General features: G+C 69.2%; 12 protein-coding genes. 7 read left to right on the top strand and 5 right to left on the bottom strand.

The window, feature by feature from the left end; genetic code table 11:
• Window positions 1-273: 273 nt before the first annotated feature.
• The 5 genes from Q8Q85_13240 to Q8Q85_13220 all read right to left on the bottom strand — a co-directional run bounded on the left by Q8Q85_13240 (window position 274) and on the right by Q8Q85_13220 (window position 7,299).
• Window positions 274-603: a cytochrome c gene (locus Q8Q85_13240; protein MDP3775221.1), complete on the bottom strand. Its 330-nt coding sequence runs from the start codon at window positions 601-603 to the stop codon at window positions 274-276.
• A gap of 17 nt (window positions 604-620) precedes the next feature.
• Window positions 621-2,816: an MtrB/PioB family decaheme-associated outer membrane protein gene (locus Q8Q85_13235; protein MDP3775220.1), complete on the bottom strand. Its 2,196-nt coding sequence runs from the start codon at window positions 2,814-2,816 to the stop codon at window positions 621-623.
• Between the two features lie 96 nt (window positions 2,817-2,912).
• Window positions 2,913-3,860, bottom strand: coding sequence for a DmsE family decaheme c-type cytochrome (locus tag Q8Q85_13230; GenBank protein ID MDP3775219.1), 948 nt, complete (start codon window positions 3,858-3,860; stop codon window positions 2,913-2,915).
• Window positions 3,861-4,054: 194 nt separating this feature from the next.
• Window positions 4,055-5,440, bottom strand: coding sequence for a sigma-54 dependent transcriptional regulator (locus Q8Q85_13225; GenBank protein ID MDP3775218.1), 1,386 nt, complete (start codon window positions 5,438-5,440; stop codon window positions 4,055-4,057).
• Entirely contained in the window at window positions 5,437-7,299 is a 1,863-nt protein-coding gene (locus Q8Q85_13220; protein ID MDP3775217.1) for an ATP-binding protein, read from the bottom strand. Before Q8Q85_13220 ends, Q8Q85_13225 begins: the two co-directional genes overlap by 4 nt.
• 342 nt (window positions 7,300-7,641) lie before the next feature.
• Between Q8Q85_13220 and Q8Q85_13215 the strand changes: the two genes are divergently transcribed.
• From Q8Q85_13215 to ccsA, 7 genes are all read left to right on the top strand, one after another.
• Entirely contained in the window at window positions 7,642-8,184 is a 543-nt protein-coding gene (locus Q8Q85_13215; protein MDP3775216.1) for a cytochrome c3 family protein, read from the top strand.
• Window positions 8,185-8,194: 10 nt separating this feature from the next.
• On the top strand, window positions 8,195-10,543 hold the full coding sequence (locus tag Q8Q85_13210) for a molybdopterin-dependent oxidoreductase (protein MDP3775215.1): 2,349 nt from the start codon (window positions 8,195-8,197) through the stop codon (window positions 10,541-10,543).
• A gap of 13 nt (window positions 10,544-10,556) precedes the next feature.
• Entirely contained in the window at window positions 10,557-11,240 is a 684-nt protein-coding gene (locus tag Q8Q85_13205) for a 4Fe-4S dicluster domain-containing protein (GenBank protein ID MDP3775214.1), read from the top strand.
• A 1-nt stretch (window position 11,241) separates the two neighbouring features.
• A complete protein-coding gene (gene nrfD, locus Q8Q85_13200; protein ID MDP3775213.1) occupies window positions 11,242-12,603 on the top strand; it encodes an NrfD/PsrC family molybdoenzyme membrane anchor subunit in 1,362 nt (453 codons plus the stop codon).
• On the top strand, window positions 12,600-13,811 hold the full coding sequence (locus tag Q8Q85_13195) for a c-type cytochrome (GenBank protein MDP3775212.1): 1,212 nt from the start codon (window positions 12,600-12,602) through the stop codon (window positions 13,809-13,811). Before nrfD ends, Q8Q85_13195 begins: the two co-directional genes overlap by 4 nt.
• A gap of 152 nt (window positions 13,812-13,963) precedes the next feature.
• Complete coding sequence (locus Q8Q85_13190; GenBank protein ID MDP3775211.1) at window positions 13,964-14,383, top strand: cytochrome c maturation protein CcmE; 420 nt, start codon at window positions 13,964-13,966, stop codon at window positions 14,381-14,383.
• Between the two features lie 61 nt (window positions 14,384-14,444).
• The coding region (gene ccsA, locus Q8Q85_13185; GenBank protein MDP3775210.1) for a cytochrome c biogenesis protein CcsA at window positions 14,445-15,424 on the top strand (980 nt) is incomplete at its 3' end.

The following is a 15,424-nucleotide window of genomic DNA, read 5'->3' as shown; positions in this document are numbered from 1 at the left end:
TGGTGCCATCCGGCGCACCGCCGGGCCGGGTGAGATGCCGCTGGCGGACCGGGGCAGATGCCCCACCGGCCGCTATCCGATGCCGTACTTCTCCAGCCGGTAGCGCAAGGTATCCCGGGTCAGCCGCAGCAGGCGCGCGGCTCGGGTCTTGTTGCCGCTTGTCGCGCGTCCGCACCGCAGCCCCCGGGGAGCAGGCTTGCCGCGCACCCGGCGGCGAGCCAAACAAGGAGCCGGAAGGGGATTCTTCGCCGCGGCACCCCCGCCACCGCCTGGTCAGTGCCGCAGCGTCCGCAAGTACGCCACGACGGAATCGGTTTGTGCGCGCGTCAGCATCCGGCCGAACGCCGGCATGCCGCGCCGCCCGCTCGTGACGATCGCCCTCACCACCGAATCCGAAACCGCCGTCAGGTCCGCGCCGACAGTCAGGTTCGTCGCTCGAGGGGTCAGCGCAGCACCGGCCGGTCCGTCGCCGCGGCCCTCCGGGCCGTGGCACATCGCGCAGCGTGTGCGATAGACATCCCGCCCCGTGGCGGGCGTCTGTCCCCGGTGCGCTCCGAGCAATGCGGCGAGCGCAACCAGCGAGCACAACGTCAATCCACGCACCGGACCTCCCTGCACGCTCAGAGCCTGTAGGCCATGCTCAGCGCCGCTACGTGCGCCCGATGGCCCGGTCGGGTGGCTCCCAGCCACACGGTCGCTGCCGAGGAGCCGTCGTAGAAGCCCATGAACGGCAACATGGGGTCCAGCGCGTAGTCAACCTCGTCGTACCGGTAGTAGCGCCACGCGAACCGCAGATCGACCTGCCGAGCGAGGGCGTACGTGAACGTGGCGCGGGCGGTCCTGAGGTTGCTGGTAGTCTGGGGATAGTCCCTAGCGGTGGTGACGAGGTCCGGGGTCCCCGGCGTCCGGGTCCGTGTCAGACCGTTCCCGTCGGAGACACTGTAGCTCAGATCGGCGCGCAGCCGCGCAGGGAGCAGCTCGCCGGAGAGCCCCATGGAGTAGATGTTGGCGCGGTCCCGCACGTCGCTCACCCAGTCGTTGTCCGGCTTGTCGTTGACCGGGGCCGTGGCCGTCGCGGGCGTGCGCTGCCTCGACCGCATGCTGATGGTATTCTGCTCGTGGGCGTACTCGGCGAACAAAGTTAAGCGCGGGGTGGGACTGTACGTCGCCTGGAGCGACGGGCCCGCGCCCCGGCTCGTGAGCATCCCGTACGCGCTCTCGTTGTAGTCGTCGTCGGTCAGCGAGTAGCTCGCCGACAGGTCGAGGTTGTCCAGCGGACTGACTCGGGCGACGAGTTCCGCCCGGCTTCGCTCCCGGCTGGCCTGATCGAACTTGCGCAGCACATCGAGCTGGCCAAGCCCCGGCTCTCCGGCGGGGAAGGCTTCCTCCGCCACTCTCTCAGCCTCGTAGTCGTGTGCCGTCCGAGTGGAGCGACGGAACGAGGCCCGGACGAAGAGCCCGCGGCCACCGTCCACATTCACCGCCCCGCCAAGGGTGCGCTCGCTGGTGGAGGGTGTCTCGCGATGCACCCTGTCCCAACCCTCCCAGTCGTATCCCGCCTTCAGGGAGACCGGCGAAAGCACCCGCCATGAGGCTTCCACGCCCGCGTTCTGCCGGGTGTACCCGACCGGGAGGTTGCGCCGGTTGGTCGTATCCAAAGTCTGATCCGTCCGCACATAGTCGGAGAACACGAGGCTCGGCGTCTGGTTGTCGCGTTCGTAGCTGCGATAGCGGAACGTCAGCGTCAGGTCGCGGACCGGTCGGCTCACCGCGGTGGTACTCAGGAGCAGCGTCCTCAATTTTCCCGACGCGGTGGCGGCGGGCAGAGCAGGAGCGGTCGTAATCGCCGTGTTGATCGTGAAGGGCAGCAGCGAGTCGTCCTGCAGCATGACGCCGTAGGCGGCGGTGACCGTCACGCGGGATCCGAACGGCAGCCTGCTGACGGCCGCCGTCAGCGTGCCCTGATGCGTCCTGTTCGACGGGTACATGTCGATCTGGCCCGCGGCCGGGTTCCCGGCGACGTCCGCTTCCCGGAACGGGTTGTCCCAGACCAGGGCGCTAACGCGATTGTGGAAGAACGAGCCCGCGTATCCCAGCTGCACGGTCCAGGCCCTGTCGGACCATTGCAGGTTTGCCTGGAACTGCCGGGTCCGGTAGTTGATCGGTTCAGGCTGTTCGGAGGGGTTGAAGGAGAAGGTGGCCCCGAAGGGCCGGGTCCCAACTTGGTTCTCCTCGCTGTATCGAAGCTTCATGTCCCACTTTGGCACGGGGTTGTACCGGAACGTCGCCGCAGCACGCTCGCGTCGTAACGAGAGGGCCACGGGTCGTGCCAGGCCATTCACGAGCGCCCCAAGCCGCACCGTGTCGATCTGGCGGCCCGCCAACGTGGGATCGATGTCGGTCGTGGAGATCGTCCTGAGCCGCTCCTGCACGTCGTCCGGGAGGCGGAAGACACCCGGTGCGGTCTGGGTGTAGATGGAGCGTCCGGTGTTCGAAAAGGCGTGCGGGAGCCGGTCGAACTCGAGCCCGAACTCCCACCGTCCATGGCGGCCACCACGCAGGCGGACCTGCTGGTCCCCCTCCAGCGCGTCCCGCGCGCGAAGCGTCACGTAGTACCCGGTCGCGCCCCAGTTCAGACCGGCGGTCGCCTGGCTGATGAACAGCCCCCGCGGGATCGCCTCGTACTCCGAGAACTTCGACGATGACCGCGCCAACTTGTCCCAGAGGGTTCGCACTCCGAACTCGATCTGGCCGCTTGCCGTCGGCCCCTGCGCCCGTGCCGTCGCGACGAACAGCCCGAGACCGAGTTGGGCCACCAAGGCACCGTGAACCCACCTCACGCGCATGGTCACCATATTCGCCGTCTCCCGAAAGAGTGCTGCTCCGTCTCGATTCCGCGCGTCATCTCCGCATCACCGGTGGAAGCGCATCCCCGATGGATGATTCGATCCGTGGATCTGAGAGTGGCAGTTGGTGCACGACCGGTCGAACACGAACCGCGCCGTTTCGCCCTGCGGAGTCGTGGGGTGGCGCGCCTCGATGTGACACCGCTGGCAGAGCCGCGGCTCGCGAACTCTCAGCAGGTATGTGTTCATCGATCCGTGCGGATCGTGGCAGGTGGCGCAGTTCTCCGTCACCGGAGGGTGCTCCCAGAGGAATGGTCCCCGCCGCTCGGCATGACACCTGTAGCAAAGTTCGTTAACCGAGTTCTCGACCAGGAGGCTGGGCGTCGCCGTCCCGTGAGGGTTGTGGCAATCCGTGCAGGTCATCCTCCCTTCCCGGACCGGCATATGCGAGGAAAGCTGTCCCTGGGCGCGTCGCTGGAGGTGACACTGGGAGCAGACCTCCGCCACGGTCTCGCGCGCCAGCTGCCGCTCCGGAGAGACGGACGTCATCACCGTGTGGCAGTCCACGCAGGCGAGATTCCGGCTCTCGTGCATGCTGCCGCTCCAGTGCTGGCGGGCGCCCGATTCGTGGCATTGCAGGCACCGATCGTTCTGCTCCGCCACGGACGCGGGAGAGTTCTTCCCGAACCGGAAGATCTTCGTCCTATCCCCTGCCGCCCTCACGTGGTCTCCGCCCGGGCCATGACATGCCTCGCACGCTCTGCCCTCGAGCTCATTGCGAGGGCGGCGCGCCAGGACTCTCCCCATGGTGGTCGCCTCCCAGGCGGTGGCCGCGTCCTGGTGGCAGCCCTGGCAGACCTCCTGCCCCACGTACCCCGGCGGGGGAACCCGCGTCTCCGGAGGCGCTCCCGGGGCCTGGCCGCTCAGGCGTCCGGCTGAGATGAGCAGGAGCAAGGGGGCAGTCACGAAGCCAACTGCGCGGAGGCGGGACAGGCACCGGGAGCGCCCGCTCATAGCTTGTTCCTCCCCTGAGCTGCGGCGAAGGGCGATCGGACGTACTGCGGCGTGTTAACCGCATTACCCGGGCCAGGGTGGCGCCGCGTATCAACACGTTGGAGGGCTTGGGAATGCGCGCCACTGGACCGGCGGGTTGCTCCACGCCAGCTGCGTGAGATACCGCGCCGCCGGGGCATTTGCCCCACCCGGCGCTACACGATGCCGTACTTCTCCAGCCGGTAGCGTAAGGTGTCCCGGGTCAGCCGCAGCAGGCGCGCGGCTCGGGTCTTGTTGCCGCCGGCGGTGCGCAGCGCCTGCGCGATGAGCGTCCGCTCCAGCTCCTCGAGGTCCACGCCCTCGGCCGGGAAGGCCATCACGCCGCCCGTGGCGACGCCCACACCAGCCGACGAGCCGCCGAGCTGCACTTCGACCGGCAGCTGCGCCGGTACGATCTCGTGGCCTTCCTCCAACAGGAGCACGCGCTCGATCACGTTCCGCAACTCACGCGCGTTGCCGGGCCAGTCGTACTCCCGCAGGCACGCGATGGCCTCGGGGGTCATGCGCGGAGCGGAGCGACGGAATTCGCGGCTCAACTTGTCGAGGAAATGGAGGGCGAGGGGCTCGATGTCGTCGGGTCGGTCACGGAGCGTCGGGAGCGTCTGGGGCAGCACGTTGATCCGGTAGAAGAGGTCGGGCCGGAACGCCTCCGCGCGCACGGCGGCGGCCAGATCTCGGTTGGTGGCAGCGATGATCCGCACGTCGACCTCGAGGTCCGCCAGGCCGCCCACGCGCCTGAACGTGCGCGTCTCGATGAAGCTGAGCAGCTTCGCCTGGACGCCCAGCGGGACGTCGCCGATCTCGTCCAGCAGGACGATGCCGCCGTCGGCGAGCTCGAGGAGCCCGCGCTTGCGCTCGCGCGCGTCGGAAAAGGCGCCGCGCTCGTGGCCGAACAGCTCCGACTCGATCAGGTTCTCGGGGATCGCCGTGCATGGCACCTGGACAAACGCCTCGTCGCGCCGCGGGCTCTTTTCGTGGATCGCGCGCGCGATGAGATCCTTCCCCGTGCCGCTCTCGCCCTGGAGCAGCACCGTGGCCGGGTCGGCAGCGGCGACTTTCTCGACCCACTGCATCACCCCCCGCATCGCGGGCGAGCGGGCGATGACCGTGACCGACCGGGCGGTCCACTGGTGCATCTCGCGCAGACTGGCCACCTGGTGACGCAGCTGCCCAGCCTCGAGTGCCTTGTCGAGTGTCACCAAGAGCTGGTCGAACGACAGCGGCTTCTGGAGGAACTGGTAGGCGCCCGCCTTCACGGCCGCGACCGCCGTCTCCACCTCGCCGTAGGCCGTCATGATTATGACGGTCATGTCTTGATCGACCTTCCGCAGCTGTTCCAGGGCGGCCAGCCCCTGTGTATCGGGCAACTTCAGGTCCAGCAGCACGACCGCCGGCGCCTCCTGCGCCGCGAGTCGCACCGCGTCCTGCCGCGACCCCGCCACGAACACCTCGAAGCCCGCCGCGCGCAGCTGCTCGCCGAGCCAGATCCGGAACAGCTCCTCGTCGTCCACGACCAGGATTCGCTCGCGTCGCCTTCTCATGCGGCACCTCCGGCTGCATTGCCTCCCACGTCAGTCGGCAGCGACACCACGAACTGTGCCCCGCCCCCGGGCGCTTCGCCGACCGACACGCCGCCGCCGTGACGCTCGACAATCTGCCGGACGATGGCGAGCCCGAGCCCCGTGCCAGTGTGCTTGGTAGTGTAGAACGGCCGGAACACGCGCTCGCGCTCCGCCGGGCTGATCCCCGGGCCCGAGTCGTTCACCACGACCTGGATCGCGGCGCCGGTCCGTCGCGTCTCTACCTCGAGGTGGCCGCCGGCGACCATCGCCTCTATGCCGTTCAGCACCAGATTGACCAGCACCTGCCCGATCTGTTCCGGATCAACCTGGAGGTGCGGCAGACCGCTGGCGAGGTCCCGGTGGATCAGGACCCCCGAGTGCTCCGCCCGCGGCTCCACCAACCGAAGCGCGCGCTCGACGATGGCGTTCAGGTCCAGCCGGGACAGGCGCGCCGGCGAAGGCCGCGCATAGTTCAGCAGGTCCTGGATGGCCGTCTCCATCCGCTGGATACGCTGAAGCATCTCTCCGGTGAGGTGTCGGCCCTCGCGGTCCCCGGGATCGAGGTGCCGGTTCAAGAGCTGCGTCCCACTGCTCAGGCCAAGCAGCGGCGTCTTGAGCTCGTGGGCGATGCCTGCCGCCAACTCCCCCACCGTCGCCAACTGCTCGGCGCGCCGCATCTGTTCCGCGTGCAGGTCGCGAATCCGCATGGCCGACTCCCGAAGCTGGGCCGCCATGTCGTTGAAGCGCTCCGCGAGTTGGCCCAGCTCGTCTCTTTGGGTCACGGTCACCGCCACCCCGAGGTCGCCCCGGCCGATGCGCTCGGCGGCCGCCACGAGTTGGTACACCGGGCGCACGATGCCGCCCGAGACCACCCACGCCGCCGCGACGAGAACCAGCACGAACGTCACCTCGACGACCACCGAGAGCTGACGCAGCCAGCGCAGTTCACCCAGCGCCGCGCGGACGGGCACCTGACTGACGAACTGCAGCGGATACCCGGGAACTCGGTCGCGGCTGCCCACCACCTCGTCCCCGTCCCCGTCACGGTAGCGCGTCACGCCTCCGGCGAGCGAGCGATACTGTGGGAGCGGACGTTCGTAGTCGATCGGCCCGCGCGGGTCGGACGCGAAGACCGGCCGTCCGGCCTCGTCCACCACGAAACCCTCGACCACGCCCGCCAGGCGGGCGGGTATCTGCAGCGCCGACCCGATGTCGGCGAAGGCGATCACCCCGATGACCACCGCGGGCGGCGCCGGGTCCGGCGCGGGGAGGGCGACGGCGAAGACCAGCGACGGTTCCCGTCGCTCGACTCCCCGCCCTACGGCGAACGCCCGCTCCTGCGAGGCGGCGCGCGACACCAGCACCGGATCGCGCCACAGCACCCCCGACGCGAACCGCGGCGACGAAGCGACGACGCGGCCCGAGGGTCGAACCAGCGCGAGCGAGCTGAAGGTCGTGAGCTGCTCCCGCAGGCGGTCCAATTCCTCCGCCGCAAGTCCGCTCGCGCCGCTCAGAACGACCGGGCTCGCCGACGAGTCGCGCAGCGCCGCCGCGCTGGCGACCAGCAGCCGGTCGGCACCGGCGGCCAACTCGAGTCCCAGCGAAAGCCGCTCCAGCACGTCGCGCACATGGTGCGCCTGCACTGTGGTGAGGGCTCGGAGATCGCGCTCGGCAAGTCCCCCTATGATCCGGCCACTCACCACGTAGCCGACGGCGTTGGAGAGAATGAGGGGCAGGAGCGAGAGGAGGAGCAGCCACGCGAGGAGCCGTTTCCCTAGCGCACTGCGCAGGGGGTTTTCGCGCCACAGCGCGCGCCAGCTTGTCCAAGCAGCCTGCATCGAGGGGATCATCGCCTCCCAAACGCCGATCAACCAACTGGCAAAAGCCGCGCCCGCTGACTCGGCCTGACCGGCCAGGCCCCCCAGACCGGGGCTACTGCCCCACACTCGCCAGGGCGCCCAGGACAGCGTCTTGAGCCGTAACATCCGCCGCCACAAAGGGTTGCCGCTGATGACGCGGCGTGGCATTCAACCTGCTAGTCCTGAGTCGTGAAGCTCCTCAGGGACCGGCGACACACCGCGGACGGGGGCATCGAGTGGGGCATTTAGCCCACTCTGCCACAACCCTGGGTCAGGCATTGGTGCGGGGACCCCCTTCGACTTCTGCGGGAGGCATGACAGATGTGGTTGGCTCGGCTCGCCGGAGGCGTGACCAGGATGCGGGTGCGGCTGCGGATCGCGGTTGTCGCGATGCTGCTCCTCGTCGTCGCTCTCGGAGCAGCCGTCGCCGCCGGATCGGGCGGCGTCGATCAACCCATCGCCTTCAACCACCGCAAGCACACGCAGGACCTCCAGCTCGGCTGCGAGTTCTGTCATCCGTACGTGCAGACCGGCGCGCACTCCGGGCTGCCGGGTCTCGATACCTGCGCCCTCTGCCACCAGGCGACGCAGGGCACGAGCCCCGAGGCGGCCCGGTTGACGGCGTACGTCGAACAGCAGCGCCCACTGGCTTTCGCAAAGCTCTTCCGGCTCCCGCCGCACGTCTTCTACACTCACCGCCGGCACGTCGGAATCGCGAAGCTGAGCTGCGACAACTGCCACGGCGACATCGCGCTCTCCACCCGCCCGCCGCGGCGGCCGCTGGTCCGGATCCGGATGGGGTTCTGCCTGGACTGCCACCGCCGCATGGGGCAGACCCTCGATTGCGCCGCGTGCCATCGCTAGGGAGCCCCCCGTGAGCTTGAATCGCCGTCGCTTCCTGCAGACGATGGGCGGAGGGGTAGCCGGCCTCTCCTTCGCCGAAGCGTGCGGGGTGAGGTGGTCGGAGGAGCAGGCCGGGCCCGGATGGGCGCCGGGCCTCGAGGAGCGGCGCAACTCGACCTGCCTGATCTGCCCGTCGCGGTGCGGCATCCGCGGGCGCGTGGTGGACGGGCGTCTGGTGCGCATCGACGGCAACCCGCTGCATCCCTTGAGCCGCGGAGGCCTCTGCCCGCGCGGGCCCGCGGCCGTCCAGACGCTCTATCATCCCGAGCGCCTCCGGACGCCGCTGGTGCGGGTGGGCGCGCCCGGGGCCGGGTCGTGGCGTGCCGTCTCGTACGACGGGGCACTGAGCCTTCTGGCTCGCCAGCTCGGGCAGCTGCGCTCGGCCGGCCGGCCGGAGACGCTCGCGGTGCTGGCCGGCTACTGCGCCGGATCGATGGACGAGGCCTGGCGCCAGTTCCTGCGCGCCTACGGCTCGCCCAACTACGTTGCCGACGCGTACGGTGACGGCACCGAGGCCATCATGGCGGCGATGCACGGCATCGCGCGCCGCCCGGGCTACGATCTCGAGCGCGCCAACCTGGTGCTGTCCTTCGGCGCTCCGTTGTTCGAGGCGTGGTGGTCGCCCCTTCAGGCGTACGTCGCCTACGGCCGGCCAGCCGACAGCCGGCGGCGGCATTCGCGGTTCATCCAGGTCGATACCCGGTTCTCGCGCACCGCAGCGCACGCCCACGAGTGGGTCGGCGTGCGGCCGCGCACCCATGCCGTCCTGGCGCTCGGCATCGCGTACGTGCTCATCAAGGAAGACCGGATAGAGGCGGAGTTCGTGGCGCGGCACGTGTCAGGCTTCGAGGACTGGACCGACGCCCAAGGCACGGCGCACGAGGGGTATCGCTCCATCGTGCTGCGGAACTACCGGACCGAGGAAGTGTCGGAGGCGACCGGCGTTCCCGTCGAGCGCATCGTAGGGCTCGCGAAGGCGTTTGCCGACACCACGCCCGCGCTCGCGGTCTGCGGCCCCGACGTGACACACGCTCCCGACGGCCTCGCCGCGGGACTCGCCATCCACAGCCTCAACGTCCTCATGGGGAACGTGAACCGTCCGGGCGGGGTGCTCTTCGCCGACGATCCGCCGCTCGCGTCCTTTCCCGCGGTAGTGATGGACGACGTTGCGCGGCGCGGCCTAGCGACGATCCCGGTCGCCGCGTCCGCGCCGTTCGGTGCCCCGTCGGCGCGCCGCCTCGCCGAGGGCATCGCTTCCGCGTCGGCGCCGCCCATCGAAGCGCTCGTCCTCTACTACGCCAACCCGCTGGCGTCGGCCACGGACCGCGACGCCTGGGCGGACGCGCTCGGGCGCGTCCCCTTCGTGGTGAGCTTCTCGCCTTTCCTCGACCAGAGCGCCCGCCATGCGAACCTCGTGATCCCGGACCTCCTCCCCCACGAGCGATGGCAGGACGGTCCGACGCCGTTTTCCTACCCGTACCCGACCTGGGGCGTGGCGCGGCCCCTGGTCACGCCGGGGGCCGGCGGCCGCAGCGCCGGCGACCTGATGCTCGCGCTGGCCGCCCGGCTGGGCGGGGGCGTCGCGGCAAGCCTGCCCTGGGCGAGCTTCGAGGACCTCCTCAAGGCGCGGGCGCGCGGCCTGTACGACGCGCACCGCGGCATGCCGCTCGGCGACGACTTCGAGACCGCGCAGCAGCGCCAGATGGAGGAGCGCGGCTGGTGGCTCGCCTCGGCGCCGGACTTCGAGAGCTTCTGGACCGCCGTGGAGGAGCGCGGGGGATGGACGGACCCGTTCTTCGATGACACCGATCCGGCGCGGCTCTCCCGCACCGCGAGCGGCCGCATCGAGCTGATGCCCGAGCAGCTGCGCCGCCAGGCGGACCTGGCGGGCCGGCCGCCGCGCCTTTACCTCTTTGCCGCCCCGGACCAACCCACGCCCGCTTTCCCGCTCCGCCTGAGCCCGTACCGGCTCTCCACGCTCGCGTCCGGCACTCTGGAACTCGCGCCCTGGCTGGCCGAGCGGCCCACGATCTTCCCCGATGTCCACTGGATCCCGTGGGTCGAGGTGCATCCGGTCACGGCGCGCGAGCTGGGGCTCGACGATGGCACGATGGCCTGGGTCGTCTCGCTGCGCGGCCGCTACCGGGCGCAGGTCAAGCACTTCGCGGGGACCGCGCGCGACGGGCTCGGCGCGCCCTACGGCCTGTCGCACCCGAGCGGCGAGCCGGCCAACCCGCTGCAGCTCCTCGACGGGGCGGCCGATCCGCTGACCGATCTGCCTTCCTGGTGCACCACGTTCGTGCGCCTCGAGCGGGCCTGAGGGCGGGGCCGCGATGCCGCGCTGGGGCATGGTGATCGACCTGGACCTCTGCACCGGCTGCGCGGCCTGCGAGGTGGCGTGCAAGAGCGAGAACAACGTCGCCACGGTGTCCCCGGAGCAGGCGGCCATGGGGCGCACGATCAGCTGGATGAAGGTGATGACGAAGATCGACGGGGACTTCCCGGACAACAGGCTGCACTTCGTGCCGCGCCCCTGCATGCACTGCGACAACCCACCGTGCGTCAAGGTGTGCCCCGTCGCGGCGACCTACATCGGCGAGGAGGGCATCGTGGGGCAGATCTACCCCCGGTGCATCGGTTGCCGGTACTGCGCCAACGCGTGCCCGTACACCGTGAAGTACTTCAACTGGTATGCACCGTCCTGGCCCGAGTCGGAGCGCGCGCACCTCAATCCCGACGTCTCAGTGCGGCCCAAGGGGGTGATCGAGAAGTGCACCTTCTGCCACCACCGCCTGCAGAAGGCCCGCGAGGACGCGCGGGCGGAGGGACGGGAGCTGCGCGAGTCCGACTACCAGCCGGCCTGCGCCGAGGTCTGCCCGACGCAGGCGATCGTGTTCGGCGACCTCGACAACGCGCGGCACCGCGTCTTCGAGCTGCGGCACGATTCGCGGGCCACGCGGCTGATGGAAGACCTCGGCACCGAGCCGAAGGTCTACTACCTCACGCCGAGGACCTAAAGTGACCGCCGCCGCCCTGGCCAGGTTCCGCGCGCTTCCCGACGACGCCCGCACGCTGCTGGCGCCCCTGGTCGAGACCACGTGGCGGTTCTACGCGTGGGCTGGGGTCCTCGGCGGTATCGCCGTGTGGGGGATCGCGGCCTACTACCTCCAGTTCCGGTACGGCCTGGGGCGCACCGGGCTCAACCAGCCGGAGTACTGGGGGATCTACATCATCAACTTCGTGTTCTTCATCGGCATCAGTCATGCCGGCACCCTCATCTCCGCGATCCTGCGCATCAGCAAGGCGGAGTGGCGCCGCTCCATCACGCGGTCCGCCGAGTTCATCACGGTGCTGGTGCTCGGCTTCGGCGCGATCCAGCCGATCGTGGACCTCGGCCGTCCCGACCGGCTTCTCAACGTGTTCTGGCACGCGCAGCTCCGGTCGCCGCTGCTGTGGGACGTGATCAGCATCGGGCTCTACTTCACCGCGAGCACGATCTACCTCTATCTCCCGATGCTCCCGGACCTGGCCATCATCCGGGACGCCGGCATCAAGGCGCCGCGGTTCTACGGCTTCCTGGCCGCGGGCTACCACGACACCGCGGCGCAGCGGGCACGGCTCGAGCGGGTAATCGGCGTGCTGGCCATCATGGTGATACCCATCGCCATCTCGGTGCACACGGTGATCGGCTGGATTTTCGCGATGACGCTGCGGCCCATGTGGCACTCGACGATCTTCGGCCCGTATTTCGTCATGGGCGCCATCTACTCGGGCATCGCCGCGCTGCTGATCGCCATGGTCGTGCTCCGCCGGGTGTACGGCCTGCAAGAGTATTTCCGCCCCGTGCACTTCGACTACATGGGCCGGCTGCTGCTGCTGTTCAGCCTGCTCTGGTTCTATTTCACCTTCGCCGAATACCTCACCGCGTTCTACGGCGGCGAGCCCTCCGAGATGCGCGCCTTCTGGGCGAAGGTGCGGGGGCCGTTCGCCGTGCCGTTCTGGACGATGGTGGTGTGCTGCTTCGTCATCCCGCTGGGGCTGATGTGGCGCAAGGTCACCCGGACGCCGCGCGGAACCTTGATCGCGAGTGTCGCGGTGGTGATCGGCATGTGGCTGGAGCGGTTCAACATCGTGGTCCCCACATCGGTCAACCCGCGCTTCGAGTTCGAGTCGGCCGGGCACTACTTCCCGTCGTGGGTCGAGCTGTCCATCATGGCCGGCACCCTCTCCGGCTTCATACTGCTCTACATGGTCGCGACCAAGTTCTTTCCCATCATCTCGATCTGGGAAATGCGCGAGGGACGCGAGACGGTGCAGGACGTCGCGGAGCGGGTGGCCGGCTACCTGCCGCCGGAGCCGGTGGGGGAGGCGACCGCATGAGAGCCGCCGTGGTGCTCGTGCTGATCCTCTTGGCACGGCTGCCGGCGGGCGTAGCACAGACGGCCCCTTCGCCCGGAGGCGCCGGCGACCCGAGCGCCGGGCGCCGCCTCTTCCACGACCGCGGCTGCGTCCGCTGCCATTCCATCTGGGGCAACGGCGGGACGTTGGGCCCCGACTTCGCCACCGTGGGCGCGGGCCGCAGCATGCAGCAGTTGGCGGGGCTGTTCTGGAACCATACGCCGCGCATGATGGAGACGGTGCGGCGCAGCGGCTTCGAGTGGTCGCGGCTCACCGAGCAGGAACTGGTCGACGTCATCAGTTACATCTACTACGTGAAGCTGTTCGACGAGCCCGGCGACCCCGGGCTCGGCGAGCGCTGGTTCCGCGACAAGCGGTGCGTCGACTGCCACCGGGTGGGCGGTGCGGGCGGCCGCGTCGGACCGCCGCTGGACCGCTACGCGCGCTATGTGGCGCCGATCGTGCTCGCCGAAGGGATGTGGAACCACGGCCCTGCCATGCAGGCGACCCAGCACTCGCGGGGTGTGCCGACCCCGACGTTCGTGGGTCGGGAGATGGCCGACATCCAGGCCTACATTCGCCGAGCTTCCAGCGAAGCGCCACGCAGAGCCGTTTTCCTACAGCCCCCCCACCCGGAACGCGGCAGGCAACTGTTCGGCAGCAAAGGTTGTGTTCGCTGCCACGGCGGGTCGGGTCGCGGCACGGCCGATGGTCCCGACCTGCGGGCGGCGACCCTCCGGATGCGCGTCTCCGAGATCGCGGGCGTGCTCTGGAACCACTCGTTCCAGATGTCGGAGCGGATGCGGGAACGAGGATTCGCATTCCCGCGCTTCAGCGGAACCGAGATGGCGGACGTGATCGCCTTTCTTTACTATCTCCGTTTCGACGAGACGCGCGGCGACAGCGCGGCGGGGGAGAGAGTCTTCCGGTCGAAGGGGTGCGCCGGCTGCCACCGGCCGGATACGGGCGCCGTGCTCGGCCCGGATCTCTCGCAGTCCGAAGCCGCGACGGCACCGATGCGCCTGGCGGCTGCGATGTGGAATCATGCTCCGGCCATGTACGCGGTGATGCGCACTCGCACGTTGGAGTGGCCTCGCTTCGAGGGAGACGAGATGCGAGACCTGTCGGTCTTCCTGCGCGGCCTTGCCCGCTCCACCCCGCCGGCTCGACGCGCCAGCCTTCCTCGCTGAGACCGGGGGCGGCGAACTCACGCGTTACCCATCACCCATCACGCCCTATGGGCCTTTTTGTCCCCGCCAGGGTATACTCAACCCAGCCGCGACCCGGCATTACTTTTGCGGATACGAAGGGTCGGATATCTTTCGAACCGGGTGATCCTATCATGAAGGCACGGACCAAGTTCCTCATCGGCGGCGGGATGATCCTCGCCACTGTCGGCTATCTCATGGCGTCAGGCATCAAGGAGACGGGGGTCTACTACCTCACGCCGTCCGAGCTGGCCGCCAAGATCGAGACCGACCGTTCCTTCTATGATGTCGGCATGAAGATGGGCGCGCGGGTCGTGAAGGGCTCGATCCAGCGCGATGTCGCCTCGCAGACCATCAACTTCCGAGTGACGGACGGCGTGCACAGCTACCCGGTCATCTACCGGGGGCTCGCTCCCGACACCTTCACGGACGAGGTGGACGTGGTCGTCGAGGGTAGGCTCCAGTCCGACGGCACCTTCCGCGCGACGACGCTGCTTGCCAAGTGTGGCTCGCGCTACGAGGCCGTGCCGGGGCAAAGCGGCACCCGGGCGTGAGGTCGCAAGGCGGTTGTTCGCCTGTGCGTCTATGCGCCCGTGCGCCTGTGCCCTCTGACCAGTGACCGATCTCGGCAACATCGCTCTCTGGATCGCGCTCCTCATCGGTTGTTGGGGGAGCGCGGTCGCTTTCGCCGGGGGACGGACCGGTCGCGCGGATCTGGCGGCGTCCGGCGAGCGCGCGGTGTACGTGATGTGGGGCCTGCTCTTCGTGGCGTCCGTGGGGCTGATGCGGGCGCTGCTGATGCACGACTTCAACATCGAGTACGTCGCGGCGTACACCAGCCGCAACCTTCCCGTCTACTACACCTGGTCGGCTTTCTACGCGGGCCAGAAGGGCTCGCTCCTCTTCTGGGCGATCGTCGTCGCGACCTTCGGCTCCGCCGCCATGCTCGGCAACCGTGGCAAGTACCGCGAGCTGATGCCGTACGTCGCGGGCGTGGTGCTCGTCACCGTGACGTTCTTCGTGGCGGTGATGCTGTTCGCGTCGAACCCGTTCGAGCGGCTCGGCTTCACGCCGCCCGATGGCCGCGGGCTCAACCCGCAGCTCCAGAACCCGGGGATGACGATCCACCCGCCGATGCTCTACCTCGGCTACACCAGCATCACCATCCCGTTCGCCTTCGCCATGGCCGCGCTGCTCTCGGGGCGGCTCGACACCGGCTGGTTGCACGCCATCCGCCGCTGGACGCTGCTGTCGTGGCTCTTCCTCTCCTGCGGCGTCGTCCTCGGGATGTGGTGGGCCTACGTCGAGCTGGGCTGGGGAGGATACTGGGCCTGGGACCCGGTGGAGAACGCGTCGTTCCTGCCGTGGCTCACCATGACCGCGTTCCTCCACTCGGTGATGATCCAGGAGAAGCGCGGGATGCTGAAGCGGTGGAACATCGGCCTCGTCGTGGGCTCGTTCCTCCTCTCCATCTTCGGCACCTTCATCACGCGCAGCGGCGTCATCTCCAGCGTGCACAGCTTCACCCAGTCCAACGTGGGCTACTTCTTCCTCGGCTTCCTCATCTTCGCGGCGGTGGCGGGCTTCAGCCTGCT

This window comes from Gemmatimonadales bacterium, from assembly GCA_030697825.1.
GTDB lineage: Bacteria > Gemmatimonadota > Gemmatimonadetes > Gemmatimonadales > JACORV01 > JACORV01.
The sequence above is the reverse complement of the archived record's forward strand: the minus strand, read 5'-3'. Positions and strand labels throughout refer to the sequence as shown.